This is a genomic window from Pseudomonas sp. GW821-FHT10B02 (genome assembly GCF_059415665.1).
Map to the genome: position 1 here is coordinate 1 of NZ_JBWKNR010000018.1, position 26000 is coordinate 26000.

The 26000-nt window shown below is 60.3% G+C and carries 21 protein-coding genes; 5 read left to right on the top strand and 16 right to left on the bottom strand.

The window, feature by feature from the left end; genetic code table 11:
- Nucleotides 1–275: 275 nt before the first annotated feature.
- Both AC07OF_RS23440 and AC07OF_RS23445 read right to left on the bottom strand, forming a co-directional pair.
- Nucleotides 276–1283: an Ldh family oxidoreductase gene (locus AC07OF_RS23440; protein WP_157192901.1), complete on the bottom strand. Its 1008-nt coding sequence runs from the start codon at nucleotides 1281–1283 to the stop codon at nucleotides 276–278.
- A 124-nt stretch (nucleotides 1284–1407) separates the two neighbouring features.
- Entirely contained in the window at nucleotides 1408–1596 is a 189-nt protein-coding gene (locus AC07OF_RS23445; protein ID WP_157192902.1) for a hypothetical protein, read from the bottom strand.
- A gap of 104 nt (nucleotides 1597–1700) precedes the next feature.
- On the opposite strand from AC07OF_RS23445, the gene AC07OF_RS23450 reads away from it, so the two are divergent.
- Nucleotides 1701–2567 (top strand): LysR family transcriptional regulator, encoded by an 867-nt coding sequence (locus tag AC07OF_RS23450; protein WP_342622378.1) that lies wholly within the window; start codon nucleotides 1701–1703, stop codon nucleotides 2565–2567.
- Here the strand turns inward: AC07OF_RS23450 and AC07OF_RS23455 are convergent.
- From AC07OF_RS23455 to AC07OF_RS23465, 3 genes are all read right to left on the bottom strand, one after another.
- The gene (locus tag AC07OF_RS23455; RefSeq protein ID WP_495073527.1) at nucleotides 2541–3698 is read right to left on the bottom strand and encodes an HPP family protein; all 1158 of its coding nucleotides are present in this window, start codon (nucleotides 3696–3698) and stop codon (nucleotides 2541–2543) included. The genes AC07OF_RS23450 and AC07OF_RS23455 overlap by 27 nt on opposite strands.
- 214 nt (nucleotides 3699–3912) lie before the next feature.
- The gene (locus tag AC07OF_RS23460; RefSeq protein WP_157192904.1) at nucleotides 3913–4071 is read right to left on the bottom strand and encodes a DUF2986 domain-containing protein; all 159 of its coding nucleotides are present in this window, start codon (nucleotides 4069–4071) and stop codon (nucleotides 3913–3915) included.
- A 138-nt stretch (nucleotides 4072–4209) separates the two neighbouring features.
- On the bottom strand, nucleotides 4210–4695 hold the full coding sequence (locus AC07OF_RS23465) for an adenosine-specific kinase (RefSeq protein WP_495073528.1): 486 nt from the start codon (nucleotides 4693–4695) through the stop codon (nucleotides 4210–4212).
- 160 nt (nucleotides 4696–4855) lie between these two features.
- Between AC07OF_RS23465 and AC07OF_RS23470 the strand changes: the two genes are divergently transcribed.
- A complete protein-coding gene (locus AC07OF_RS23470) occupies nucleotides 4856–5386 on the top strand; it encodes a P-loop NTPase family protein (RefSeq protein ID WP_157194750.1) in 531 nt (176 codons plus the stop codon).
- A 12-nt stretch (nucleotides 5387–5398) separates the two neighbouring features.
- On the opposite strand, the gene AC07OF_RS23475 is transcribed toward AC07OF_RS23470, so the two are convergent.
- The 3 genes from AC07OF_RS23475 to AC07OF_RS23485 form a co-directional block, all read right to left on the bottom strand.
- The gene (locus AC07OF_RS23475; RefSeq protein ID WP_495073529.1) at nucleotides 5399–6016 is read right to left on the bottom strand and encodes a GAD-like domain-containing protein; all 618 of its coding nucleotides are present in this window, start codon (nucleotides 6014–6016) and stop codon (nucleotides 5399–5401) included.
- A gap of 71 nt (nucleotides 6017–6087) precedes the next feature.
- Nucleotides 6088–6705: a GAD-like domain-containing protein gene (locus tag AC07OF_RS23480; RefSeq protein WP_157192905.1), complete on the bottom strand. Its 618-nt coding sequence runs from the start codon at nucleotides 6703–6705 to the stop codon at nucleotides 6088–6090.
- 10 nt (nucleotides 6706–6715) lie between these two features.
- Complete coding sequence (locus AC07OF_RS23485; RefSeq protein WP_495073530.1) at nucleotides 6716–8074, bottom strand: DUF6861 domain-containing protein; 1359 nt, start codon at nucleotides 8072–8074, stop codon at nucleotides 6716–6718.
- 366 nt (nucleotides 8075–8440) lie between these two features.
- On the opposite strand from AC07OF_RS23485, the gene AC07OF_RS23490 reads away from it, so the two are divergent.
- The 3 genes from AC07OF_RS23490 to AC07OF_RS23500 all read left to right on the top strand — a co-directional run bounded on the left by AC07OF_RS23490 (nucleotide 8441) and on the right by AC07OF_RS23500 (nucleotide 14558).
- Nucleotides 8441–11842 (top strand): Ig-like domain-containing protein, encoded by a 3402-nt coding sequence (locus AC07OF_RS23490; protein ID WP_495073531.1) that lies wholly within the window; start codon nucleotides 8441–8443, stop codon nucleotides 11840–11842.
- 293 nt (nucleotides 11843–12135) lie between these two features.
- Nucleotides 12136–13932 carry a hypothetical protein gene (locus tag AC07OF_RS23495; RefSeq protein WP_495073532.1) on the top strand — a complete coding sequence of 599 codons (1797 nt, stop codon included), beginning with the start codon at nucleotides 12136–12138 and terminating at the stop codon, nucleotides 13930–13932.
- Nucleotides 13929–14558: a hypothetical protein gene (locus AC07OF_RS23500; RefSeq protein WP_476446898.1), complete on the top strand. Its 630-nt coding sequence runs from the start codon at nucleotides 13929–13931 to the stop codon at nucleotides 14556–14558. Before AC07OF_RS23495 ends, AC07OF_RS23500 begins: the two co-directional genes overlap by 4 nt.
- Nucleotides 14559–14776: 218 nt before the next feature.
- Here the strand turns inward: AC07OF_RS23500 and AC07OF_RS23505 are convergent, their stop codons facing one another.
- The 8 genes from AC07OF_RS23505 to bcsR form a co-directional block, all read right to left on the bottom strand.
- Complete coding sequence (locus tag AC07OF_RS23505) at nucleotides 14777–15064, bottom strand: DUF3303 domain-containing protein (RefSeq protein WP_157192910.1); 288 nt, start codon at nucleotides 15062–15064, stop codon at nucleotides 14777–14779.
- A gap of 199 nt (nucleotides 15065–15263) precedes the next feature.
- Entirely contained in the window at nucleotides 15264–15482 is a 219-nt protein-coding gene (locus tag AC07OF_RS23510) for a DUF4287 domain-containing protein (protein ID WP_157192911.1), read from the bottom strand.
- Nucleotides 15483–15507: 25 nt separating this feature from the next.
- The gene (bcsC, locus tag AC07OF_RS23515; protein WP_495073533.1) at nucleotides 15508–19053 is read right to left on the bottom strand and encodes a cellulose synthase complex outer membrane protein BcsC; all 3546 of its coding nucleotides are present in this window, start codon (nucleotides 19051–19053) and stop codon (nucleotides 15508–15510) included.
- Nucleotides 19041–20141, bottom strand: coding sequence for a cellulose synthase complex periplasmic endoglucanase BcsZ (bcsZ, locus tag AC07OF_RS23520; RefSeq protein WP_495073534.1), 1101 nt, complete (start codon nucleotides 20139–20141; stop codon nucleotides 19041–19043). The genes bcsC and bcsZ overlap by 13 nt, the downstream gene beginning before the upstream one ends.
- Nucleotides 20138–22393: a cellulose biosynthesis cyclic di-GMP-binding regulatory protein BcsB gene (gene bcsB / locus AC07OF_RS23525; RefSeq protein ID WP_495073566.1), complete on the bottom strand. Its 2256-nt coding sequence runs from the start codon at nucleotides 22391–22393 to the stop codon at nucleotides 20138–20140. Before bcsB ends, bcsZ begins: the two co-directional genes overlap by 4 nt.
- A gap of 47 nt (nucleotides 22394–22440) precedes the next feature.
- Entirely contained in the window at nucleotides 22441–25038 is a 2598-nt protein-coding gene (bcsA, locus tag AC07OF_RS23530) for a UDP-forming cellulose synthase catalytic subunit (protein WP_495073535.1), read from the bottom strand.
- The gene (gene bcsQ / locus AC07OF_RS23535) at nucleotides 25035–25769 is read right to left on the bottom strand and encodes a cellulose biosynthesis protein BcsQ (RefSeq protein ID WP_495073536.1); all 735 of its coding nucleotides are present in this window, start codon (nucleotides 25767–25769) and stop codon (nucleotides 25035–25037) included. The genes bcsA and bcsQ overlap by 4 nt, the downstream gene beginning before the upstream one ends.
- Nucleotides 25766–25978 (bottom strand): cellulose biosynthesis protein BcsR, encoded by a 213-nt coding sequence (bcsR, locus tag AC07OF_RS23540; RefSeq protein ID WP_495073537.1) that lies wholly within the window; start codon nucleotides 25976–25978, stop codon nucleotides 25766–25768. Before bcsR ends, bcsQ begins: the two co-directional genes overlap by 4 nt.
- Nucleotides 25979–26000 lie beyond the last annotated feature (22 nt).

The following is a 26000-nucleotide window of genomic DNA, read 5'->3' on the forward strand; positions in this document are numbered from 1 at the left end:
GCACCCTTCGGCCTTAGCCGAAGTTCGCGAGCCGTAGACTTGGCGAAGCAAGTCGTAGGCCGCGATGCCCCTGGAAGGCACCGAAGCGAGGGGACCCGGAGCGCAGCGTAGGGCCGGATGTAGGAGCCAGCGGTTTTGCCTACTTTTTCCAAGAAAAAAGTAGGCCGCCGTAAAGGCGGAAGGGGCCGGCAGCCTCGCCACACCGAATGGATAAGCTCGCATTCAAAACCCAACCCAAAGCTCATACTCCCCAGGATCCCGTGAAGAGCCTTTCGTTATGCCAGCAACGCCTTGAGATCGTTGTACAAGGCTTCTGGAATCTCTACGCCCTCTACCAGACTGCGCGCCCGCGCGGCATAACGACGCTGCGATGGCAACCGCGCGCCCTGCCCTTCGATGCTTTCGAACACCGTTTCAGCGCGAGCCAGATGCTGATCGGCAGCGTCACCGAGGAACCGTTTCGGGTCCAGGGCAATCAGCAATTCCCCATGATAGGGCGAAGATTTACTGCCATCGGCATGGGCCAGCGATTCAGCGCTGGTCAGGTCACCGATCAACGGCCCGGCAATCAACTCGACCATCGCCGCCAAGGCCGAGCCCTTGTGCCCACCGAAGGTCAGCATCGCACCACGGTCCAGTACCACATTGGGATCGGTACTGGACTGGCCGTGCTCGTCCACACCCCAGCCTTCAGGGATCGCCTTGCCCGCGCGCCGATGCAATTCAATGTCACCCCGAGCGATGGCGCTGGTGGCAAAGTCGAACACATAAGGATGCTTGCCCGCCCGCGGCCAGCCGAACGCGATGGGGTTGGTACCGAACACCGGCTGGTGGCCGCCGGCCGGCGCAACCCAGGCATGGCTCGGGGTAAACGCCAAGGCAACCAGGCCGGCCTCGGCCAGTTGCTCGATCTCGACCCACAAGGCAGAAAAGTGCACACAGCGGTTGATCGCCAGGGCCGCGATGCCATTGCTCCGCGCCTTGGCTTGCAGCAGCGGCAAGCCAGCCTGAAACGCCAGCTGTGAGAACCCGCCGGCGGCGTCCACACGCACGATCGAGGGTGCCTGATCGATCACTTCGGGGCGCGCGTCGGCTACCACCTTGCCGGCCTTGAGCGAGCTGACACATCCCAGCACCCGGTACAGGCCATGGGACGCGCAACCGTCGCGCTCACCGGCAACGATGGTGTCTGTCACCGCCTGGGCGTGGTCAGCCGTGAAGCCATTGTGCAAGAGGATCGAATGGGCAAGCGTTCGCGCTTCGGACAGGGTCAATCGGATCATGGTCATCTCCTTGAGCAGACTGTCCAGCCTGCCCGACCCCTGCCTTACCGGCTTGATCGCTTTAGCCCGTTGCGGTGACGAACTCGGCACAGCCTGCTTACAGCGAAGGCTGTGCGCCTACCGGCTAGTCCTCAGCCTCGGGGAAGTTGCGACAACTCTTGCGTTCGGCCAGCTCTTTGTCGCTGGGGCGTTGAGCGACGAACACTGCATGGCCGTCCTTGTAGATTTCCAGGTATCCCCACTCCAGGTCCTCTTCCCGTTGACCGGGCTGCGGCGGCGTACGCCACCAAGGTTCGCGGCTGATCAGCTCCATGGACAAGGCTCTCGCTGAAAATGTCCTTTCACTATAGACAGCAGCTCGCCCCAACTCTGTGCAAACCCACTAGAATGGGCAACCTTCCCCATCCGGCAACCTCCATGGATATCGAGCTGGCCCGCACTTTCCTTGAAATCGTCCGCAGTGGCAGCCTGGTCTCCGCCGCCGAACGTCTGCACGTGACCCAGACGGCAATCACCGCGCGGGTGCAGAAGCTGGAGCAGCAACTGTCTTGCCAGCTGTTCATCCGCAGCCGCAGTGGCGCCAGCCTGACGGCCGACGGCGAAGCTTTCGTGGTGTATGCCAACCAGCTGGTGCAAACCTGGGAAGCCGCCCGCCGCGACCTGCCGCTGCCTGAGGGTTGTCACCAGGTGCTGCACATCGGTGGTGAAGTGAGCCTGGGCAACCCGATGGTGCTCGACTGGGTCAGCGCCCTGCACCGCAGCATGCCCAGCCATGCCATCCGCAACGAAGTCAGCGATGGCGAGTCGTTGCTGCGCAAGCTGGAAATGGGTGTGCTCGATGCCGTGCTGGTCTACCAGCCCACCTATGGGCCGGGCCTGCAGGTCGAGCAGTTGATGGAAGAAAAGCTCATCCGCATCCGCCGCAAAGACAAACCCGAGCCCTACATCTACATCGACTGGGGTCAGGCCTTTCGCCGCCAGCACGACGCCGCCCTGCCCGAGTGCGCCCGCCCTGCCCTGAGCTTCAACCTCGGCCCGCTGGCGTTGCAGTTCATCCTCGAAAACGGCGGCAGCGGCTACTTTCGCACCCGTGTGGTGCAGAGCTACCTGGACAGCGGTATTTTCGAACGCGTGCCGCAAGCGCCGGAGTTCACCTACCCGACCTACCTGGTACACGCCCGCGAGCGCGACACCGAAGCCCTGCAGCAGGCCTTCAGCATACTGCGCCAGCTGGTGGCCGACGGTGACAGCGACTGGTCACAACGCTGGGACCCGGTCATCTGAGCGCGACGCGGCACTGAGCAGGTGCCGCTTGAGCCCGGCGATCAGATCGGTCTGGGTGATCACCCCGACCAGTTGCTGCCCCTCCAGCACCGGCAGACAATGTAGCCCCTGCTCGCTGAGCAACGGTATCAACGCCACCGCAGGTTCGTCACTGCGCACGGTAATCACCGGCCGGCTCATGATCTGCTCGACCCGCACCTGGCGGCGCCGAAACAGCCCGCGCCAACTGAACCGCCCCTGGGCCATGGCGGCCCCGACCAGGTCGCTGAGCGTCACGATACCGACCAGTTGCCGCGCTTCATCGAGCACCGGCAACGCCTTCAAATGATGACTCGACAACTGCTGCCAGGCCTGCTGCAAGGTGCTGTCAGGCGTTGCCTGCTGCACATCCCGCGACATTACCGAAGCGGCAGTAATGCCGCCGAGGCTACGCTGCAACGCATGCTGTTCGGTCGCCAGAATGATCCGTTCCAGTTCATCGCGAGTGATGTCGACAAATTCACCCAGCTCCTCCAGCGCCTGATCCAGGTCGGCGCCGCTGACCCCGACCCGCTCGCTGGGAATCACATCGGCAGTGTGGTGCAGATCCTTGCGCGGTGCGGCGGTCTTCGGATAGCGCACCCCGGTCAGGCGGTTATAGATCACCGCCACAGCCACCAACACCAAGGCATTGAGCATGATCGGTTCAAACAGCTTGTCGCCCAACGCCGTCAGCGATGAATCCGCCAACACCACGCTGACCGCCACTCCGCCGCCCGGTGGGTGCAGGCAGCGCAGCACACACATCACCACCAACGCCAGGCCCAGTGCCAGCGCCGCCACCCACAACGCCGAACCGAACCAGTGATGCAGCACCAGCCCGACCAGCGTGGCACTGGCATAGCTGCCAACAAACGGCCAAGGCTGTGCCAGCGCCCCGGAATGCACGGCAAACAGCAACACTGCCGAAGCCGCCAGCGGCCCGAGCAGGTGCAGCGCTACGCTACTGCCAAAGGCGTAACTGCAGGCGGCCCCGGCCAGAAACAGGCCAAGCAATGCACCAACGCCTGCACGTAGCCATTCTTTCGGAGGGATGTTCAGCGGGGCCGGCATCAGCCGGGTAAACCAGTTGTTCATACGGCGCGAAGACATGGGGAAATCAGCTACCTGGCAGTAAAAAAAGCCCGGCCAAAGGGGCTGGGCTGAGTATCGCGAGGGGCAATACCGAATGGGCTCCGTCCATGGAGATGGAATTTTTTGCGCTTGCGGGTGATGCGTTGGGGGGATTTTGACGGGGATGAATGCGGGGGTGGTAATTCAAAAAACTGAGGGGTGGGTGCAAAAATTTTGAGGGATGCGCGGCGATTCACTCAGAAGGCGTGTTTGAGTCGTCACTCGATTCAGCGGCCAGTTTCAACCGGTCAGCTTTGCTGATGTATTTAGGCTTGTTTTTCGGCGCCAGCTTGGCGCTGGCTTTTTTGGCGTGAGCCTTTAATAGCTGTTTGATTTTCTTTTGACGATTCATTCTTTTTACTCGGATGTTTGCTGCTTGAATGGTACCAGTTCCAGCCTGGTTTTTAGCCGCTCAGGAGCATAAACGGATCGATGCATCTGTCCTTCGAGCGCGTCTGGCCGACCCGGGGTATGCCTGACCCGCTGCAGTTCACAGCTTGTAGCCGATCTGCCGCAACAGGTTCTTGCGCCACAGGATGTCATCGTCGCCTTCAATGTCCTTGGCACAGAAGCCATCCACTACACCCAGGATTGCTCGTCCCTGTTCTGTCTCAGCGAGAATCACTTCAACTGGATTGGCTGTTGCACAAAAAATACGGCAGACCTCTGGAACCATTTTGAGGCTGTTCAACACGTTCAGCGGATAGAAACCGTCGCCCAGGAAAATGATGAAACTATGGCCGGCGGCGATGGCTTGGGCATTCTTCTGTGCAAGGTCAATCATTGCGCTATCAGTGCCAGACCATCGCACCAGGCATTGGCCAGAAGCCTCACAAAAGGCCACGCCAAACTGGATGCCTGGCACGGTATTGACCAACGCTTCGTGGATGTCCTCGACGGACTTGATGAAGTGCGTCTGCCCCAAAATGAAGTTTGTCACATCCGGCTTATCGATTTTCAACGTGATGAGTTGCATTGCAAACGCCTCCTTTCACGATGTTGCTGCCAGCGCCTGGCAACAGATCAAGCATAGCTACTCATTTGTAATTGCTCAGCTCACCCCCCGCTTGCGCAGTGATCTGTTACTGCCCACAGAAAACCTGCACAATTACCGGTTCGCCGAAAAGGACTTCTTCATGCAACGCATTGTAATTCTGGGCAACGCCGGCAGCGGCAAATCGACTCTGGCGCGCGCGTTGGGCAAGCGCCTGGATGTGCCTGTCGTGCACCTGGATAAACTGTTCTGGGAGCCCGGCTGGATCGAGCCCGATGCCGAACAGTTCCGCCAACGTGTTGGCCACGCAGTGTCATCAGACGCGTGGATCTGCGAGGGCAACTACTCTCGGCGAACCTTTGATTTGAGGCTGCCACGCGCGCAGTTGATCATCTGGCTGGATACGCCACGCACTACCTGCTTTCGCCGGGTAATTGTGCGCAGTGTGTTGAACCGGCCTCGCGCCGATATGCCGGTCGGCTGCAGCGAGAAACTGGACCGGGCGTTCCTGACCTTTCTCAACTATGTATGGACTTTTGATCGTGACTACCGCCCCTCCATCGAGGCGATGCGCCTGGCCGTAGGGCCGCTTGTTCCAGTAGTCCATTTGCGCAGTGCTGAGCAGATTGCTGCGTTTCTGGCGCAGCCGCACGGGGTGAAGATTGCCGGGTAGCAACCTGTGCTCTCAAAACTCCGGAAATCCCCAATCTTGAAGGGGTGAGAGTTGGGATAGAAACTCCAGATGCTCGATAGTTTTGACTTTCTGTAGGTTCCTCAACTCCATTGCCCCGCCGAGGGCTAAAGCCGGTACAAATCCATACATCTCATCGCTACTCAACTGACCAAGCTTTTCCAGGGCAGGCTTGAATAATCCATTTAAGTCGTTGTGCTCGGGTCTAACGAATGCAAAAAACACACTAACCCCAAAGCTCAGCCTATCACCCGTGAATTTTGAGACACGACAAGAGTAACGCGCAGCATGAGTCGAAATAGTTAGGCACCAACCACTTTTTTCTCCCCACACATAAAGCTTGCCAAAAGCGCTTCGTGCAATGACATAGTAGTTATCTCGCAGATAAAACTCCGTACTCGCCAGCCAATGCTCCAGCAGGCCCTCATATTCTTGAGGATTGACAAGCCAAAATAGCCCCTCCGCGTAACCACCCCAACCAGATTCATGCCAATACTCAAGCAGCCGCTCAGGCAGTTTGTTTTCATAGTGAGCAATGCTGGACCCTGGAGCTTCCCGGTGATCAAAAACAGGACTGAATTTTTTGAGGAAAAAATCATAATACTCATCCATAATCATGATCCTACTTATACATTTCGAACTTAGTCTCCTCCGGACAGCGCAGTAGATGGCAGCTCGCCTCTTCAAAACTCTGGAAAGCCCCAATCCTGGAGGGGTGAGAGTTGTGATAAAAACTCCAGATGCTCGATAGTTTTGACTTTCTGCAGGCTCCTCAAGTCCATTGCCCCGCCAAGTGCTAAAGCCGGTACAAACCCATACATTTCGTCACTTTTAAGTTTGCCAAGATTTTCCAGGGCAGGTCTGAAAAGCCCTTCCAAGTCGTTGTATTCAGGTTCTAGAGATGAGAAAAACACCCTTACACCGAAATCTAGCCTATCACCTGCAAATATGGACTCACGGGTAGAGAAACGGCCCATATAAGTGGTAATTGTCAAGCAGTAAGCGCTTTCCTCACCCCACACATAGATCAATCCAAAGGCACTACGTGCAATAACATAGTATTTATCCTTCTGGCTAATTCCTGTACTAGCAAGCCATTGCTCCAACAGCACTTCATAGTCCTGAGGATTTACCGTCCAAAACAGCCCATCAGCGTACCCACACCACCCGTGCTCTCCCCAATATTCAAGCAGTTGATCAGGCAGTTTATTTCTGTATCGCTGGATACTTGAAAGCGGAACTTCCTGACGCTCTATTGCTGGGCCGAAATTCTTGATGAAAAACGCATAATCTTCATCCATAGCAAGGTCCTTATTTGCATCTTTCAAGTCGTGCGCTGATTTGTGTGGTACGGCGCATTGCCTCAGGCACATCATTTGCAGCTACATCCAGCCCGCCTATACGGCTAGGCCATTGGGGGCCAATACTAGAATTGACACGCCGATCCCCGAAACCACTAATGATGTCCTTCCCTCCCGCGAATAGATCAGGATTATGCAATGCGGCTAGGGTGGCCATTTTCTGGGATGCTATTTCCTGGGCCAAGAGTCTTGCTTGCTCCGCAGGCAATCCTTCCGACCGGAGCTTTTCACGAAACTTGCTCTCTATGTCAAGCCTAAGTGCTCGCCGAGCATCTGTAGCAACCTTCGAATTCCTAACAACCAGCTTATTCGTAAACGCATCCCTCCCCTTCAGATACTCATCCACGGTCAGCTCATTAAGTCCCTTCTGCTGCCCTGCCAACTGCCGGTCAAACTCCGCAATCTTGCTGGCGGGCATGTTGCTTGCGTTAAAGCATGGCACTTTATGCTCTGGCATGCCCACCGGATTTTTGCGCACTGGCGGTTGTGCTTGGCGATGCGCAGGTGACGCCGGCTCCTGCGGGTCATAAGCGCCTTTACGGGGGGCTGGTGGCTGCAGGTCCGGGTGCTTTTTCAAGGCGTCTTCGTGTTTGAGCATCCATTGCCCCAGCCGCGCACCCTTGGGGCTTGCCTGCATTTCCTGGGCAAGGACATGGGCATTGCCCCGGCCCCGGGTGAGGTAAGCAACCATGGCGCCCAGCAACAGCACCACAACTTCCTCGTGCCCACGCGCAATGTGGTGGGCAGCCCTTTGCAGGGCAAAGGGATCGTCCTGGCTGAACGGATTCAGGCCGTCGTCACCACGGGGGCCATTCCAGGCGATATTGATTCCGTCCAGGTAATACTCGCCAATACGTGGCAGGCCTTCGACGAAAAACTCGGCAACCGACACCAGCCCGAGCATCCCCAGTAACCAGGTACTGACTTGCAAGCCCATTGCCGCACCGGCCGCACCGAGGGGAATGGCACCCGCGCCTCCGGCAAAAAAACCCACCCCCGCGCCAATGGCGCCTCCGGTCACGGCACTGCCGACCACAATCATTGCCATCTGCGTGACCACCTCCAGCAACTCGGTGAGGATGCTGGCGATGTCGAGCGCGGAAAAACGTTGTCTCAACGTTTCAGCGGCTTGCCACTGCGCTCGATTAAATGCCGCCCTGACACTTGCGACGCGGCGAATGTTAAGGCCGATGCTGGGGACGAATTCATTGAGGTGGGTACGAAATCGACCTGCACCTTGAAAACCCATATCCCGGATGACCCGGTCCTCTATCTCGAACCACGAGGGCACGATGTTCCATAAAAACATTCGCTGTCTCCCTGACACTGCCTTGCTGCTGAGCAGCAACAGACGCTAGGGAGATAGGAGAACGCTGTCAAAAACGCGGTGTTTAATCGGCCGGGATGAATCAGAGAAGGATCCGACCCTCCGCCAGAATTGGGGCACTACACCCGCTCATCCAGACGCATCCCCGCTGTTTATAGAAAAATCCCCCACCGCTGCACACAGCCCAATAAGAAATATTTAGAAACATCTCATTAATAAGCCTGAACTTTTATTCCGCCTTGAGCACATGGCCCATCTGTTGCGATGGCCCCTCCAAGCGCTGCAGCTGCCGTCTCCACTTTGGGGGCGGCAGGTTTCGCCGTTTCGGCATGACGCGAGGGGAAAAGCATGAAAAACGCTACACCAGGGGTGTATTCGCGAAGCTGTTTGTGGGGGCCGGGGGTGGTCTCGGTGATGTTGATCAGCGCCAGCCTGGCGTCGGTCAGTGCAGCCCCCCTCGATGATTTCGGCCCACCGCCACCGACCGACCCGTCCGCTTTCACTAACCCACCCGCCGACCCGAAGGCCGCGCTGGAGGCCCTGGAAAAAATGGCGCCAGCCAACCAGGGCGCGCTGGCCTTGCCCAATGGCGTATTTGGCGACCGCAACACACCGCGGGCCGATAACGTGCTGCCGCCCGCCGCACAGACCTCGTTCAATTTCCCTACCAACGGCAAACCCAGCCCTTTGTTCGGGGCTCTGCCGTTTACCCAGCAATTGCTGTTGTTCGAAGAATTCGGCACGGAAAAATTCGACCCGACACTGCCGACGCCACCGCTGAAGTTCCCGGTACCCAAGGTCGGTCCCGCCCCGCAACAGGACCCCAACAGCGTTGCCCGCAGTGCGCCTTCCATCACCGAGCTGGATGATTTCATGCGCCAGCCGGGACTGTTCCCGTTTCCATCACAGTATTCCAACGTGCTCGATCGCAACCCCTGGAAGGCGCAAATCGAAGACTTCCTCAATCGTTATCCGGTGGGCTCTCCCGCCGAAGGCCGGCCACCGGGAAAAGGCTGGTCGCATCAGCGCTGGAACGAGTTCTTCCCTCAGGTCGATTTCAAAACCGTGCAGACCGGTGCGCGGCTCAACCTCGGTCTGCGCGACCGCGGGCAATTGCACAATTACGCGGTTGGCGAGTTCGGCCCCGGCGGGCTGTACTACCAGACCTCCGACATCCCGACCACGACCGGCACCACCCGCGGCATCGACACCCGTTTCCATCCGAACATGCCGGTGCAGAATCACAACTCGCTGTGGACCTTCGACGGCACCTTCCCGGTCAAGCTGCTGATGGCCCGTTACGGTCAACCGCTGCTGATGCGTCACTACAATGGCCTGCCGATCGACCCCGCAGCCAACGCCGGCTTCGGTCTGCACACCATCAGCACCCACGAACACAACGGCCACGCCCCCGCCGAAAGCGACGGCTACACCAATGCGTTCTTCTTTCCGGGGCAGTACTACGACTACCGCTGGCCGCTGCAACTAGCCGGCTACGACACCATCAACACCGACGCCCATGACCCGCGCGCGGCGTTCCCCTGCTCGCCGGGAGAAAAGCTGTTCGTCAACGACCGCAGCCCTGGCCTGAAGACCTGCGACAACGGCAGCATCAAGATTCGCGGCGACTGGCGCGAAACCATGAGCACCCACTGGTTCCACGACCACATGCTCGATTTCACCGCGCAGAACGTCTACAAGGGCAATGCGGTGATGATGAACTACTACAGCGCCCTGGATCGCGGCAACGAAGCCCTCGACGATGGCGTCAACCTGCGCCTGCCCAGCGGTTCGGCGCTGGCCTGGGGCAACCGCGACTACGATGTGAACCTGTTGGTCGCCGACAAGGCCTGGGACGAAAAGGGCCAGTTATGGTTCAACCCGTTCAACACCGATGGCTTTCTCGGCGACCAGATCCTGGTCAACTGGCAGTACGAGCCGCGCCTGAAAGTGCGGGCGCGCAGCTATCGCTTGCGTATCCTCAATGGTTCGGTGTCGCGCTACTTCAAGTTTGCCGTGGTGCGTGAAATCGCCGGCAATGGTGGCGAGTTCCCGGGGCCGTCCGGCTCTGGTGTGTCCTATGCCCGTGTGCCGTTTCACCTGATCGCCAACGACGGCAACATCATGGAACACGCAGTGCCGTTCGACGGCAGCATGGACCTGGACGGCGATGGCGACCGTCAGAACCACAACGCCATCCTGCCCACCCAGGGCATCGCCGAACGTTTCGACATCATCATCAATTTCGCCAAAAACGGGATCAAGGCCGGCGACAAGATCTACTTCGTCAACCTGATGGAGCACAAGACCGGCAAGGGCCCGGAGAAAAACCCGTTGAGCCTGGCCGACGTGCTGTCGGAGAAGTACAAAGCGGTGATCAAGCAGACCAGCAAAGGCCCGCAATGGGACAAGGGCGATCCGGCGGTGGGCAAGTTCCTGCAATTGCTGGTACAGCCTTACAGCGGCCAGGACCTGAGCATGAATCCGGCCGACTTCGAACCGGCAAAACCGGGAAAACCTGCGGGTAAATACATGATCCCCTTGACCCTCGATCGCGACGACCCGGCCGTTCAGGCCAGACTCAAGGCAGCGCGGCATCGCGAGTTCATTTTCGGCCGCTCCGATGGCACCGACGAAGCACCGTGGACGATCAAGACCGATGGAGGCTTCGGTTACAACATGGACCCGCGGCGCATCAGTGCTGCCCCGCAACTGGCCAACGGCCCCACGGACGCAGGTTTCTCCGGCGACGGCACGCTGGAAGTGTGGAAAATCGTAAACGGTGGCAATGGCTGGAACCACCCGGTCCATGTGCATTTCGAAGAAGGCATCATCCTCAGCCGCGACGGCAAGGCGCCACCGGAATGGGAGAAATGGGCGCGCAAAGATGTCTATCGCATCGGTGAAGGGATCGACAGTTCAGTCGATGTCGAAATGGCCATTCACTTCCGTGAGTTCGCCGGCACCTACATGGAGCACTGCCACAACACCCAGCATGAGGACACCTCGATGTTGCTGCGCTGGGACGTCGAGCATCCGGGTCAGTTCCAGTTGATGCCAACCCCGCTGCCTGGCTGGGACGGTGTCACTTACGTCAACTCTGCCGCGTTGCCGACGTTCCGCACCGGCGACCGGGACGACAACAACCAGGGCGATAACAAGAAGCCACAGGCCAACCCCGACAGTGCTGCCAGCAGCAATGGCCGGCCGCTGATCATCAATGTGCTGGCCAACGACACCGACCCCGACGGCAACCTGCCGCTCAAAGTGGTGGACCTGACCCAGCCCGACTCCGGCCTGGGCACGACCAGCACCGATGGCGTGCGCGTCACCTATACACCGCCGGCCATTGTCCCTGCGCCGTTTACCGCGACCTTCACCTATAACGCCAGTGATGCCAAGGACGCGGTATCGGAGAAACCGGCGACGGTATCGGTGGCGGTCAGTGCCGCAGCGGTCAGCGAGGAACTGGTGATCAGCAGTGCCTCGGTCACCGCCCGCAGCAACAGCCGCTACACCTGGGAGCTGGCGGGTACGACGTCACTCGCTACCGGGAACACGATCACGGTGACCGCCTCGACCGTCGCCGGCCCGCTGAGCCTCGGCACGGCGATGCTCAGCCCTACGGGTTCCGGAGCACGCTGGCGGATCTCGGTGACTACCACCGGTAGCGCGCCGACGAGCAACCCGACGGTGACCGTCAACTCGTCCGCAGGCACGAAGGTGACGGCGCCGATAGTCGTGCGCTAGTGGGTGGAGATACCGTGTTGCCCTTTACCGGGCAACTGCTGAAATCGGGGCCAAACGCTTGGCCCGATTTCAGCACACCGTAAATGAGGTGGAACATTTTACGCACGGCGGCACAGACGTTCTGCTTACCCACCTGCTAAAAAGTTAACCAGTTTAGCGTCAGATATAACAATCCATGCTAACAGACAACACAACTAGTCGAGGTTATAAAAGGGACGGCGATACTACGGGGTTCATCTATGCTGCTAGTGACAGCCGAATCGTTAGGGCCCTCCACCTGGAGACCACACGAAATGCAAGCAAAAATAGTGCGTTGCGGGAAGTTCAGTAACAGGCTTTTGAAGCTCCCCCTATTTGCGACGCTATTGCTTTTTGTGATCTGCACTCAACATGTGAATGCTGCAACAAGTGCTAAAGCAAATACGGCGCCGCATGAAAATGTAGCAGAGGCCCATACCAAACAACACGCTCAGGCTGGAGGCAGCGTTTCAGCCAAGCACTCTTTCAGCCCTGCAAGAAATCATGAAGCTTTACTGAACGGGTCACCGCGAGACGCAAGAGACTGGATAAATAATCTATCAACCATAGAGTTAGAGTTCCACCTCGGTTCGCTGAACCATGACACCTTGGGAAAGATGGAAATAGAGCCAACCTTTCGAACAGGAAGCGAAACCGGAATGCAATTACAGCAACTCAACAGCATGACCGAGATTAATAGAAAAAAATATATCGATTACATCACATCAAGCATAAGCGAACAGACCAAAAATTTCGTACTTAACTTAAAACCTGGCGCCGCAGACCTTTTGCTTGAATTTGCGCATGACAAAGGGATCAAAGAGCAAGACCCCTCAAAATTAAACACTGAAGTCATTCAGGAATGGCAGCGCGCATTGAGCAAGGAGCTAAAAGAACTTTCAGACAAATTCCCATTGCACGATGAGTCTGGATATGAATTGCGCAAAACAATTCTGCAAATGACAAGTGATCACTCACTGCTTTCCAGCGCTCATGAAAACGAATACGCAAAAAATGCACTTTATGACTATCTGAAAACCTCCGGCCTCTCAAAATATGGTATCGAGCGGTGGGATTTCAGAGCAGAGCACTATGAGGCTTTGTGGGAAGTTCTTCATCGGCTGAATGATCCAATACCAGGCGGTGAGCCAGAATTGGTTTTCTTTCTGGATTCGGCTTTAGCCCGATCATCAATCGTTAAAATGAGTGAAGCCTGGACTGAGCAAGGCCACCTGGATCCGCGCCTGTTGAGCCATCAAGATAGTAGTCGATTTCTTTCGGAGTTTTCGGGAAAAACCTTGATCCTGATTGGTCATATTGAAAACCGGCAGTTTGTCCAAGATCGTGGAGCGGGGCAGGATCCGCTGAGACTGGATATCCCGGCCCTTATTGAGCAAGCACAGCAGCGTGGTGTTTTCCTGGTACCTATAGGTTGCAACTCCGCGAAAGAAGGCGCCTTCTTTGGCTTTACACGACCGATTCATAGTGACGAGGTGGCTGAGCTTCTTAAAGCCATTCCTGTTGGTACATTGTCGCTTGGGGCGTTTCTTTCATCCTTCAACAAAATAGGCTCCATATCGATTGACGCTGAAAATTTCAATCAGTATTTAGAGGTTACCGTGCACAAATCGACAAGTGCCGGTGACATAAAAGACGAGAGCGCGATTACCGTTGCCCGTTACGCTTCTCCGCTCCGAGGAAGCAATGCTCCATTTAGCGCCTATCAAGCCTCTTGGGAGTCGGCTAACCGACCTATTACCGACTCCGGAGGGATTGGAGCTTGGCGGGCCAGTTACAGGTCGGGCCCCATTAAGACCTTGTTTGGCACAGGACTGACATTGGCACTTTGTGGCGCGGCATGGATACACATTAGAAAGAATATAATTCGCCGCCGCAAGCTAATTTCCAGATCTGAGATGTGGGCGCTACGAGGGGTATTTGCTGTTGCTTTTATTTTTTTTGCTGGTGCATTGGTTCGTATATTTTGGACTATCGGCTGGATGACGCTGGCTTTAGCAGCCGCATTTTTCTTGGCCTGTATTCTTGAGCCGGACAAAAAGGAGCGCGCATGAACAGTAAAGTCCTGGTTGGCTACCTTGAGGCGTCCAACCCTACAGCACTTGGCTTTCTGAGAAACAAATTCCCCGAAAGCAAACAAATGCTCTCAGGCGCAATGGATTTCGGAGGAGATAACAAAAACCCTACGAAAACCGAGCCTCCAAATCGGACAGCCAGCTTTGAACTAATAAAGGAAACGGTCGAACAACTAATTAAAGACATCGACTCTCTGGTTCTGGTCATGAAATCCAGCATGTTGCTTGTGCGCCGAATTCGCTTGAGCAGCTCAGTCGTCGCAGCCGCCACAGGGGTTATCAGTGCAGCGCTTGCCTTCATGGCCCAAGGCACCCCTTTAGCGAGTGACAAGGTTGCTGTTGGTGTCGCTGCGGTAACTGCTCTCAGTGGATTTCTAGGCGTGTTTGCTGAGCACTTTGAGCGCACTCCAATAGGTGTGAAGTTTGGCGGAGTGGAAGAGCTGACGAGTTTGGTGAATATGCGAACAGACGTCGAGAGAATATCGATTCGTACTCGCCATGACGACCTGAACCCGTGCTCTGAGGAAGAGATAAAACAATCGCTCGGCCTTGTCACTGACATAACACTGAAGGTACTTCGCTTAAAATACCTCAGCCCGAGTTGAAGCTTCGACAAAAAGCGTCCAATGAGTCTACTGACAATCAAGTTACGTTTACTTGCGAGTCATGAACTTGATAGTGCCAAACATCGTCATTCTTCGACGATACTCGAGACTGACCAACAGGGATAATTCTTCGGCAGATGTGCACCCTACCAGAATGAAAAGCCACCAACGAGGACCACCCCCCTCTGGCCCTCTTGCCGCAACAATGCCTGCGAAACTCAAATACTCATCTGGCTCACCACCGCCTTCAGCAAGGGCGCAGCTTGCTCGTCAGTCATCGCCGGATACACCTGCATATCCATCAGGTCGCTCCAGTCCAGTACCCATTTGAGCACCAGGCTGACGTCATCGGTTTCGGCCACGGCAAAGCCCTGGCGGCTACCAATGGCATGCCAGCGGCCAAGGACTTTGAGGTTAGCGGGTGGAACGCCGCCGGTCTGAACGAAGCGGGCCAAGGCAGCGTTGCGGTTTTCCGTGGTGACGGTCCAGTGAATGATGTACAGCATGGGGCACCTCCCGGTCGGGATCAGCGCCTGTTCGCCACACCTGGCTGCAGGGCGCCGAGGCCACAGCAGGCGGCTGCCATACAGGTGTGTTCATGCCTCGCCAACCACGCCTGAAACTACAGGTTCAACTATTAGGAATAGCAGAGATTCAGAGGGAAGGCTTGCTCCCACCGGCAAGCGCTTTTCCCACCAGGGACGATCAGGTGTTTTTGCCGGCAGCCAGAAAATGGGCAACCAGCGCATTGGCATGACCATGCCCCAGACCATGCTCAGTCTTCAGCCACGCCACCATCTCCATGTGCTTTTTACCACTGACTGTTTGCAGCAGCTCCAGCCAATGAGTGATGGGTTGCCCGTACTTTTTTTCAATCGAAGGAAAGTACGAAGCAGGTCCTTTGACTTTTGCATCTTCGCTCACGGTGCACACTCCTGTTCCATCGGTTTCAGCGAAACTCCGCATAAGGCTTGAGCGGATTCACCGGCAACGGCAGGTTGCCCTGCCACGGGTCAAAGCTGTAACGCAGGTACAGCAACGCGCGATTGGGTGAATAGTCTTCGCTGCGCTGCAGGGTGAACCCGCCGCCCAGCACCCAATGGTCATCCAGACGCCGTTCAACCATCGCCTGGGCCAGATAGCCCAGCCCTTGGTTGTTGTCACCTTCACGCGTACCGTCGATGTTGCCTTGCGCCCCACCATAGTGGTTGACGATGTCGTCGTTGACCGAAGACAGCGGGAAGGTACGCTCATCGTCACTGCGCGCCCAGGAGTAGCCCAGCGAGCCTTCCAGGTACACCGACCAGTCAGGGTTGCGCCAGGCGTAGCTGACCGGCACGCCGAACGACAGGTAGCGCTGCGGGCTGTAATAGCCGCCCTGGCCCAGGGTGTAGCCGCTGAGGTTGCGGTCGTAGTGCCAGGTCATGGCCGTGGCACCGATGCGCAGTTCTTCGTCGACACGGTTGATCAACCGGTAGTAGTAACCGCCCATGGCACGCCAGCGCTTGTTGTCTTCGACGTTCTTGCCTTGCAGCCAATGGTAGCCGAGGCTGGCCCACACACCATCGTCCAGGCCCCGATCACGGCTCAGGCCCAGGGTAAGTCCGGTAGCCGTCACCCCCCCCCAGCTGATGCCGGTGCGCGGGTCCTCGGCGCCGGCGTAAGACAGCAACGAGTTATTCATCGGCCGCCGCGAACCGGTCAGCGACCAGCCGATGCCGTGGGCCTTGCCATCGAAGGTGACGCCGCCCAACAGATTCTGTACCTCGAAGCCCATGGGCGAAGTGCCGATGTCGGCGCTGATGCCATCGCCCTGCCAGCCTGCAGCGAGGGTGACACCATCAGCGGTTTCCTTGCCGCCTGGGCAACCCGTGTTAGTCACACCTTCCCCGCCAAATGAACAACTGCCGAAGGCTTCGTGGTGCCGGCCGTCGGCATCGGTATCGAAGCTCGCCGCACGCAGCCCCACCTGCTCGACACGGGCAAAGCCAAGGCCATCGCCTACCGGCATCTGCGCATGGACCATGGTGGTCGAGGTGGTGAGATCGGAAATACCCTCGGCACCATCGTTGTCGCGCCAGCCGTAATCCTGCTGGACCGTCACGGTCGGACTCTGGCGCTGATAGCGCTTGTCGACATCCTGGCGCAGGCTTTGCCGCAACCAGTCGTCTTCATCCTTGGCGCGACTGGCACGGGTCAAGGCGATGTCATCGCGCGGGCTGGCCTGTTCGGCGCTCAGCAACCCGGCATCGCGCATGGCCAGTGCGTAGTAATCCAGCGCCTGATCGGCCTGTGCGTTCGGTACCATGCGCGCCAGGTCGCGGTAGAGCAAGGCGTCCGGGCTGGTCTTGCGCCGGGCGACGTCGGCCAGCAGCACCCGCGCCTTGTCACGCTCGCCCACGGCGGCCCAGGCATTGCCCAGGCGCCGGCGCTCGTCGACGCGGTCTACGGGTATCTGCGGTTCATGCTGCTGCAGGAGCTGCCGTGCAGCAGTGATTTCACCCCGTTCGATCAGCACCTCGATATGCCCCAGGCGCGCCTGGGTATCGTCCGGTTGCAAGGTCAGGATACGGCTGTAGTAACCATCGGCGGCGCTCAGGTCAGCCGACTGCCGCGCCCAGCCGGCCAGTTGCTGCAGGTCGCCAATCTGTTGCGCGACGGGCTGGTTGGCAGCCAGTTGCCCTTCCAGCACGGCCATTGCCCCGGCAATGTCGCCGCTGTCGGCGAGCGCGCGGGATCGATCGAGAACAACCTGACGCTGCAAGCGTTTGTGCAAGGCCTGCATGCTGTCGTTCCACTGCCTGGCGGGCACCTGTTCAAGGGTGTCCAGCCCGGCCTGACTGCGCCCGTCCGCCTCCAGGTACAAACCATGGGCGAAGCGTGCAGTCGGCTCCTGGCCCTGGCGCGACAGCAGATCGGCGAACACCGCATCGGCTTGCTGCCCCTTGCCCTGCATGCGCAAGGCACGCGCCAGGTCGCTGGCCAGCCACGGGTCGTTCGGCGCCAGCTGACGGGCCTGGCTCAATTGCCGCTCGGCGCCCGCCCAGTCCTGGCGCTCCAGCGACTGCCGGGCCTGGCTGCGCAACAGCTCCAGTTGCGAACTGCCAGGCGACTGACCACCGGCGGACTGCGCAGCCCACTGGCGCTGCTTGGCCGGCAAGCTGGCGACATAGCGCGAATAACGCGCCGGCGATTGCGCCTGGTACAGCCGCGACAAGGCGCGCACGGTGTTTTCGTTGCCCGGCTGCAAGCGCGACGCCTGCAGATAATACTGCTCGGCGCGCGGCAGTTGCTTGCGCGCCATCGCCATGTTACCCAGGCCGAGCAGCGCCAGCGGCTCCTTGGGATCGCGGCGGGCGGCCTCTTCATACGCCTGTTGGGCGACGTTGTAATTGCCTGTGTTCAGCGCCTGACGACCGCGCTGCATCAGCAGCCAGTACTCGGTGGACGCCAGCAGCTCGTGCCATTTACTGAGGATGTAGGTGTCCTGTTCTTCGGCGACCGCCTGTTTGAGCCAGTCGACCGCCTCCTGACGACGGCCCTGACGTGCCAGGGCCAGGCCCAGGTAACCCTTGAGGGTGGCGTCCTTCGGGTACGCGGCCAGGGCCTTGCGCAGGTTGCGCTCGGCCAGCGCTGGTGTGCGCTTCTCTACCAGCATGCGGATACCCAACTGACCGGCGCGCCAGGCCGGATCACCGGTGAGTTTCTGTTGCCCGGCCAGCAGCTCCTGCACTTGCACCTGGTGAGCGTCCCCGGGGTAGCGTTCAAGGAATGCCTGCCAGGCACGGACGCTGGCATCGCTGACCGGTTGCTTGCTCAGGTAGGCGTACTCCAGGCCGGCAGCGAGGTTGCGCGACTGGCTTTCGCCAGCCATGCGCTTGACCACGGCCAGGGCCTCGTCGTTGCGTTTGGCACGAAACAACTGCTCGGCAAGAAACTGCTGCAGCTCGGGACTGCCCGGGTACTGCTTGTCCAGGGTGTAGAGGTGGTCGATGGTGGTCGGCAACTGGTCGGGCAAGCGGCTACGGATGCGCCAGTACTCCAGCGCCAGCTCCAGGCTTGGCGGTTCGCCCTTGCCAAAGGCCGCCTCATAACGCGTCAGCGCCTCTTCGAAACGCCCGGCGGTAGCCAGCAGGCGGATCTGTTGCAGGGTCTGCTCGCCCTCCCCGCTGTTCATTTCCAGCAGGCGCAGCATCTGCCGGTCTTGCGGGCTGTCCGGAGCCAGGCGATGCAGGTCGGCATACAGTTGCCGGGCGCGGTCGATTTCGCGGGTGCGCACCGCCTGGCGGATCGAGGCGGTGAGCGCGTCGAGGTTGTTCGGCTCCAGCAGGCGCAAGCGCGCCAGGGAGTCTTCCACCAGGCTCTCGCGGTGCGTGGCTTCACCCAGGCGAATCTGCTGCATCAGCCATTCGCGCTGTTCGCTACGATCAGCGGGCTGGGCCAGCAGCGTCAGGGGTACCGCACTCAGGCACAGTAAGGTTGTCAGTTTTCGCATTGCGCTTTTTCCCAGCCTGGCACCAGTCTTCCTTTGGCGTCGAATCGATAACGACGCTCATCCCATCCCTGGCCAAACAGGCTCAGTACGCGGTTGTAATAACCGCTGGCCGGCGATTGCACCAAACGTTGACGCTGCTGTTGCAGGCCGTGCTGTTCTTTCAACGCCGCCAGCAGCGGCAGCAAGGCGGCAGAAAAACCTACCGGCCCGTAGCCGCTGGCCTCACCCGTTTCGACATTGACGGTTTCCGGCGGAACGCCCTGTTTGAGGGTCAAGGCAACCATTGGCCGGTAGCGTTCAAGCAACGCCTGGCGGCCGCTGGCAGAGGGATCGAGCATGCCCAGCCACAGGTACACGCGGATGGCATCGTAGCTACCCTTGGCGCCGTTGACCGGATCACTGGCCAGGCTGCCGTTGTCGCGCACCGCCAGCCAGTCGGGCGCCAGGCCCTTGGGAGCGCTGTCGAGCAGCAATTTGCGGCTGTTGCGGGCCAGTTCCTCCCAGAGCGGCGCCAGTTCGGCAAAACGCTCCAGCACCTGCGGCGGCAAGTAGCTGGTGTTCAGCCGGGTGCCCTGTGCGGTGGTAAAACCGCGATCACCCGGCAGCACCATCACACCGACGCCGGGCAGCGGCCGCACGGTCTGTGCGGCAACCCGCCAGAGCACCTGGATGGCCAGTTCGCGGTACTCGGCCACGGCCCACAAGCGCCCGGCCTCCAGCAGGCTGTAGGCCAGCCACAGGTCGGCATCGCTGGCGTTGTTAGTGTCCAGCACGCGCCATTTGCCTTTTTCGTCCTGACCCCACTTCCACGCCGGCAACTGCTTGCTCAGGTTGCCACCGGCGAGGTTGTTCTCGGTCCAGTTGAGCAGTTGTTTAAAGCGCTCGTGATCGTTCGCCACCAGGGCGAAGAACAGCCCGTACGTCTGCCCTTCCGAGGTGCTGATGCGCCCTTGGGCCGGGTCGATCACCCGCCCGTCAGGGCTGACCAGGTCAGCCTTGAACTGCTCCCAGGCCGGCCAGCAACCGGCCGTCGCGAGCGACGCGCACAGCCACAGCGCACCGCCCAGCAGCCACTTCGAAGCGGTCATTCCTTGCCCTCAAGCAGACGCCGGCGCGCGACCCAGGCCAGCAGACGCCAGGCCACCACCCCCAGCAGGACAATGCTCAGCACCGCGCCCAGGGCCAACAGCACCGGATGGTAAGAAAGCTTCAACCAGAGCAGCATCCACCACGGCAGACGACCGACGAAGTATGTGTCACCAACATAGTGGCTGCTGACGCCACTGCTGCGGATCAGGCTGACCGAACCGCGGATATGCTCATTGAGCTTGCCGGGATCGGTCAGGGCCTGGCGCAGCAGCGTGTAGTCGGCATCGTCGCTGGCCAGCAGCGCAACGATGCTGCGTTGCGAGTGAAACGGCGACTGCATGCCGGTGATCGCCGCAATCGGTGCGCGTGCGATCACCTCGACCTGGCTGGCGGGTTTGTTACGCACATCTTCACGCAAGCGCTGCACGCTGCTGGCATCCAGCGGCCACGGCGAACGTGCCTGGCGCAGCCAGTCGCGCGAACGGTCGAGCAGCAGGTTCAGCTCACGGCCATTGCCGTTGCGCAAATCGTCCGGCAGCGGGCCCAGCACCAGCAGATCGGCATCAGCCTTGGCGGCCACCGCCCAGTCGTCAGCCAGTTGCAGCCCGAGTGCCGGGTAGCCAATACGCGAGGCCATCCCGGCGACCAGATCGAGCATGGTGCCCAGCTGCAGCTCGTTGGGCTTGCCCGGCATCAGCAGCAGGGTCTGCGACAGGTCGGCCATGCGGCTGAACGGGAACGCACTACGGGCGAACGCGCGCAGGTCGGGCATGGCGATGTAGTGGTAGTAGCCGGACAGATCGATGGTCGAGTTCTCATCGATGGCCGCCTGCACGTCGGCCGGCAGGAAGGTCTGGCACTGGCCGTTCTGGGCGTTGCCGACCTTGCTGGCGAAGCTGAAGTCGTAGCGCAGCTTGTTGCGGTCTTCGACTTTTGCTGCCGGTACCAGGGTTTTGTCGGACAGCGTCGAGGTATCCGCGGAGAACACCCGCGAGCGCAGTTCCTGCAACGCCGCGCCCATGCCATCGGAACCGGGCAACGGAATGCTGCCGACGAAGTGGTCGTTGAGACGGATGGTCAGGCGTGATTCATCGGTCACCACCGGTGGCGTGTAGCGATACAGGGTTTGCACGGCAACCCCCTGATTGCGCCAGACGAACAGATCAGGCGGCACGTTGAGCGACAGTTCGATCGGCTGCGGGCGCAGGCCGTTGACCTGCAGCTGGCCCGGGTAATCCTGCAGTTCGGCGAAGCGCACCGGGCGGTCGGTGCGCACCCAGTTCGGCGCATCGTATGGTTCGCGTGGCTTGAGTTCCTGAACCCCCTGCACTGCCACCCGCGAGCCACGGAACAGGTCGGTGCCCACCGCCAGTGCCGAGGCGGCCTTGACCAGGTCGTCTTCGTTGCGGCCCAGCACCAGCAGCACCTTGCTGTAACGGTTGTCCGGGTGGGTGATCTGCTGGATCACCGGCCCGTCTACCGGCGGAAAGCGCTCAAGGTCGGCCAGGAACGCCGGGCGCCGGTCGTTGGTGGCGAAGACGATGCTCGGCAGCGGTTGCGTCGCGGTCTGCGCCGGTAGCTGGTTGTAGAGCACCGGGAAGGTCGCCATGCGCCATTTCGCCTTGCTGCCGAAATACGAAGCCAGAATCGCCGCAGCCTTCTGCTCGCCTAGCCCGGGGCTGCCGGCGAAGACCATGGGAATGCTCAGCTGGTCAGTGTCGCGCGCATCAAAATACGGCAGCGGGAAATACGCCAGGTCGTTGTCGGTGACCAGTGCCTGTTCATCGACGCGGATCACGCTTTTGCGGCTGACGTTCAGCCACAGCGAACTGTGTGCCGGGTCTTCGCAGATGTCGGTGTAGTGGCCGACGAACTCCACGCGCACGCGGTTGAAGTCCTGTACCAGTTTCGGGTCGAGGGCCATGCGTTGCTGGCGCGGCTGGCCGATGTCGTCGGCACTGATCGGCACCACGCCCATGAGCTCGTCGTTGAGGTACACCCGCAGGTGCGACAGGCGTGGCACCAGCGCCGGCGACGGGGTGAAATTCAGTTCCAGCTCGACGCTGCTGGCGAGGCGGTCGCGGCGCAGGCTGAATTCGATCTGGTCGCTGTTGCGCACGCCCATCAGCAAACTGTCGCTACCGCGTCCCAGGCTCTCGAAGGTTTGTGCACGCAACCAGTGGGGTACCTGTGGCGCGGCAGTAGTGATGGCTGGCTGCTCTTCGGCAGCCAGGGTGAACGGCAAGCCCATGGCCGCAACTAGCAGAGCCAGGGTCCATGGAGACAGGAATGAACGCTTCATGTCGTACTCTTCATTGAGTCGGAGGGAATGGGACGCGGCATCCGCGGGAAGAAACTGAGCAACCAGCGGGTTGCGCCAATGATCGGCATGGCCGGCAGGCGCACCCAGGCCGGGGCATATTCGATGACCCGGTAGTAGCCCATGGCGCCCAGCGCCAGCACATCGAAGAAACTGCGCAGGGGGCGGTCCGGTACATGGCTGTCGCTCCAGCCAAGCCAGTTGTCGGCGCGGGCGAAGGTGCACTGTACGTAGTCGATGCGTTGCTGCACGGTCAACTCTGCCAGGCTGATACCGACCTGGCGCTCGACGCTGCGCATGACCCGGCCGGGGAACACGAACTCGCGCCCGGCCCGCTCCAGCACCAACTGCACCTGGGTGTCCGGCGCCATCGCGCGGGCGCTTTCCAGCTCGATCCCGGCACCGCTGTCGGAGTAGTCGTAGAGCAGCCCCGGATAGAGGTGGCCGTCCGCCAGGCGCAAGGCCGCCGGCAGCTTCACCGGTACGCGCTGGAAGCGCCGCACCTGGCGAACTTCAGCCGCTACCGCCAGGGCCGCACCGATCAACAGCAGGTTGTAGATCACCCACAGCGAACTGACGATCACCGTGCCGTACTCGTTGCTCGGCCCGTAGTAGAAGCGCCACACCGCGAAGGCCAGGCCTACCACGTTGAACGCGGCCAGCACCAGGTAAGGCCGGGCGATGCGCCAGTCGAGCCGGTCGCTCTCGTTCATGCCGCCCTTGACGGTGACGTCGAAGTTGCCGCGTTTGGGCGAAAACAGCGCCACCAGAGTCGGACGCATGATGTACCAGGCCAGCACCGACTCGTAGACCTCGCCCCAGAAGGTTTGCCGGTACGGCCCCTGGACCCGCGAGTTGACCAGGCTGGCATGCAGCATGTGCGGCAGCACATAGAGCAACAGCAACACCGCCGGGGCATAGATCACATAGGCGTGCAGCAGCAGGAACGCCAACGGCGCGGTGAGGAAGACCAGCCGCGGCAGCCCGGACAGGAAGTGCAGCATGGCGTTGGCGTAGCACAGGCGCTGGAACAGGCTCAGGCCCTTGCCCAGTAACGGGTTGTCCATGCGGAAGATCTGCACCATGCCGCGTGCCCAGCGAATACGCTGACGCACATGGGCCGCCAGGCTGTCGGTGGCCAGGCCTGCCGCCAGCGGGATGCGCATGTACGCCGAGTTCCAGCCGGCGCGGTGCAGGCGCAAGGCGGTGTGGGCGTCTTCAGTGACGGTCTGGGTGGCGAAGCCGCCGATGTCGTCCAGCGCCGCGCGGCGCAATACCGCGCATGAGCCACAGAAGAACGTGGCGTTCCACAGGTCATTGCCATCCTGAATCAGGCCATAGAACAACTCGCCTTCGTTGGGTTTGCGGCGGAACGAGCCGAGGTTGTGCTCGAACGGGTCGGCGGAAAAGAAGTGGTGCGGCGTCTGCACCAGGGCCATTTTCGGGTCCTGGAGAAACCAGCCGACGGTCAACTGCAGGAATGCCCGCACCGGGATATGGTCGCAGTCGAACACCGCGACCAGATCGCCGGTCAATTGCTCCAGCGCGTGGTTGAGGTTGCCCGCCTTGGCGCCGCGGTTATCGTGACGGTCGATGTAACCGACCCCGATCTCTTTGGCGAACGCCCGAAACGACGCGCGGGCACCGTCATCAAGGATAAACACCTTGAGCTTGTCGCGCGGCCAGTCCAGGCCGAGGGCGGCCATGACCGTGGTGCGCACCACCGACAGATCTTCGTTGTAGGTCGGGATCACCAGATCGACGCTCGGCCACAAGCGCCGGTCTTCTGGCAAGGCCAGCACCGGCCGGCGCAATGGCCAGACGCTTTGTATAAAACTGAGGATCAGCACCAGCCACGAATAGGTCTCGGCCAGCAACAGGATCATGCCCAGGATCAGGTCGAGGTTGCTTTCCCAGTGCAGCGTCGAGGTGTAGCGCCACCACAGGTAACGGCAGGAGATGGTAATCGACAGAATGATCATCATCAGGGTCGGAAAGCGCCCGGGCATATAGCGCATCAGCAGCGCCATCGCCCCCAGGGTGACGACGAATACCAGCTGTGCGTAGAGGTTGAACGGCGAGGTGATGCACAGCAGCGCGATGACCATCCCGACCACTGCCAGGGTCCAGTAGAACACCCGCTCGCCGGTCGAGCCGCTCGCCTTGATCCGCCGTTGTGTCTGCGCCAGGGCGTCGCTGCGGCCGATAAGCCGCGGCAGTCTGCGCATCAGCCCCACCAGCGGCAGGCGTACCCGTTGCACTGTGGTGTACAGTCCACGCCCCAGGCGTTGCCCCCAGCGAATGCCTTTACCCCGTTTCAGGTCGGCACCCCGTGCCGGACGCGCCGGCCTTAGCAGCAACAGCCAGAGGGTCTGTACCAGGCCCCGCAGCGGGTCGCCCAGGCTCGGACGCTTGTGCGCAAGCTGCGGGTAGTACTGACGCCAGTTACGCAGCAAGCGTTGCCACTGCGGCGAGTCCAGGCGCAGAAACACCCAGGCCAGACTGGCACCGATGCTGAGCACAACGGCCGTGAACGGACGGGCGCCGCGCTGGCGGTAGGCGCGATAGCGATTCATACGCGCTGTGCCTCCTGTGCCAGTAGCCAGGTCGCCAGGCTGCGCACGTCATGGCTGGCAAGGGAGTCTGGCGCGTAATGGCCCACCGGGCTCTTCCAGGCCAGCGCACCGGCCATGGCCTCGTCGCGGTGGATCACCTGGGGAATCAGTTGCGCATGGCGTTCGCCCCAGAGCAGCAACAGGTCGCGTTGCAACTGGCTGATCGGGTCGAAGCGGTTGACCAGCAACAGGTCGTCGCCCGCCCCTTCGGTGCTCAGCAAGGCATGGCAAGCGGCGTCCGTCTCGACCACCCGGACACGCAGCGTCGCCTCCGGCAACAGCGGCAGCGCCGCTTGCCCGGCGGGTTGCGTGGCAGACAGGTCCAGCAGGATCCAGTCAAAGTGCGCCTGCAAGGTTTGCAAGCGTTGCGGCCACTCCTGTGGTTGGGTCTGTTGACGCTGCGCCAATGCGCCCAGCTCTGCCGCCGACAGCTGCCCGAATGGCAGCAGGTACAAACCTTCCACCACCTGCAGCAACGCCTCGTTCCAGCGCCCTTCGGCGTCCTGGTCGACCGAGGCCCAACCCTGCTCCGCATCCAGGGCCAGGTTGCAGTGCAGGCGCAACAGGTTGCGCGGATGCAGGTCGATCATCAGCACGCGCTGCTGCAGCAGGTGCAAGGCAAAGCCCAGGCCGGCAACCACCGAGGTCGTGCCGACGCCACCACGAATACCGCTCAGTGCCACCACCGTCATAGGTTCGGCGCCTTGTGACTGACCTGCGTTGGTGTCACGTCGTGATCGCTCGACCAGCCCTCGCTTTCGGCCAGCAACGGCCAGCGCCGGCAGGCGGCAAGCAGCTCGCCTTCGCGGCTGATGTCCTGGTACGGCATGTCTTCATCGCCCAGGCGCTGCTTGAGCCGGGCGATGTCATCGCTATGCAGTTTGCGCTCGTCCTCGGCCATATTGCCTCCTGTTTTTTCGCGG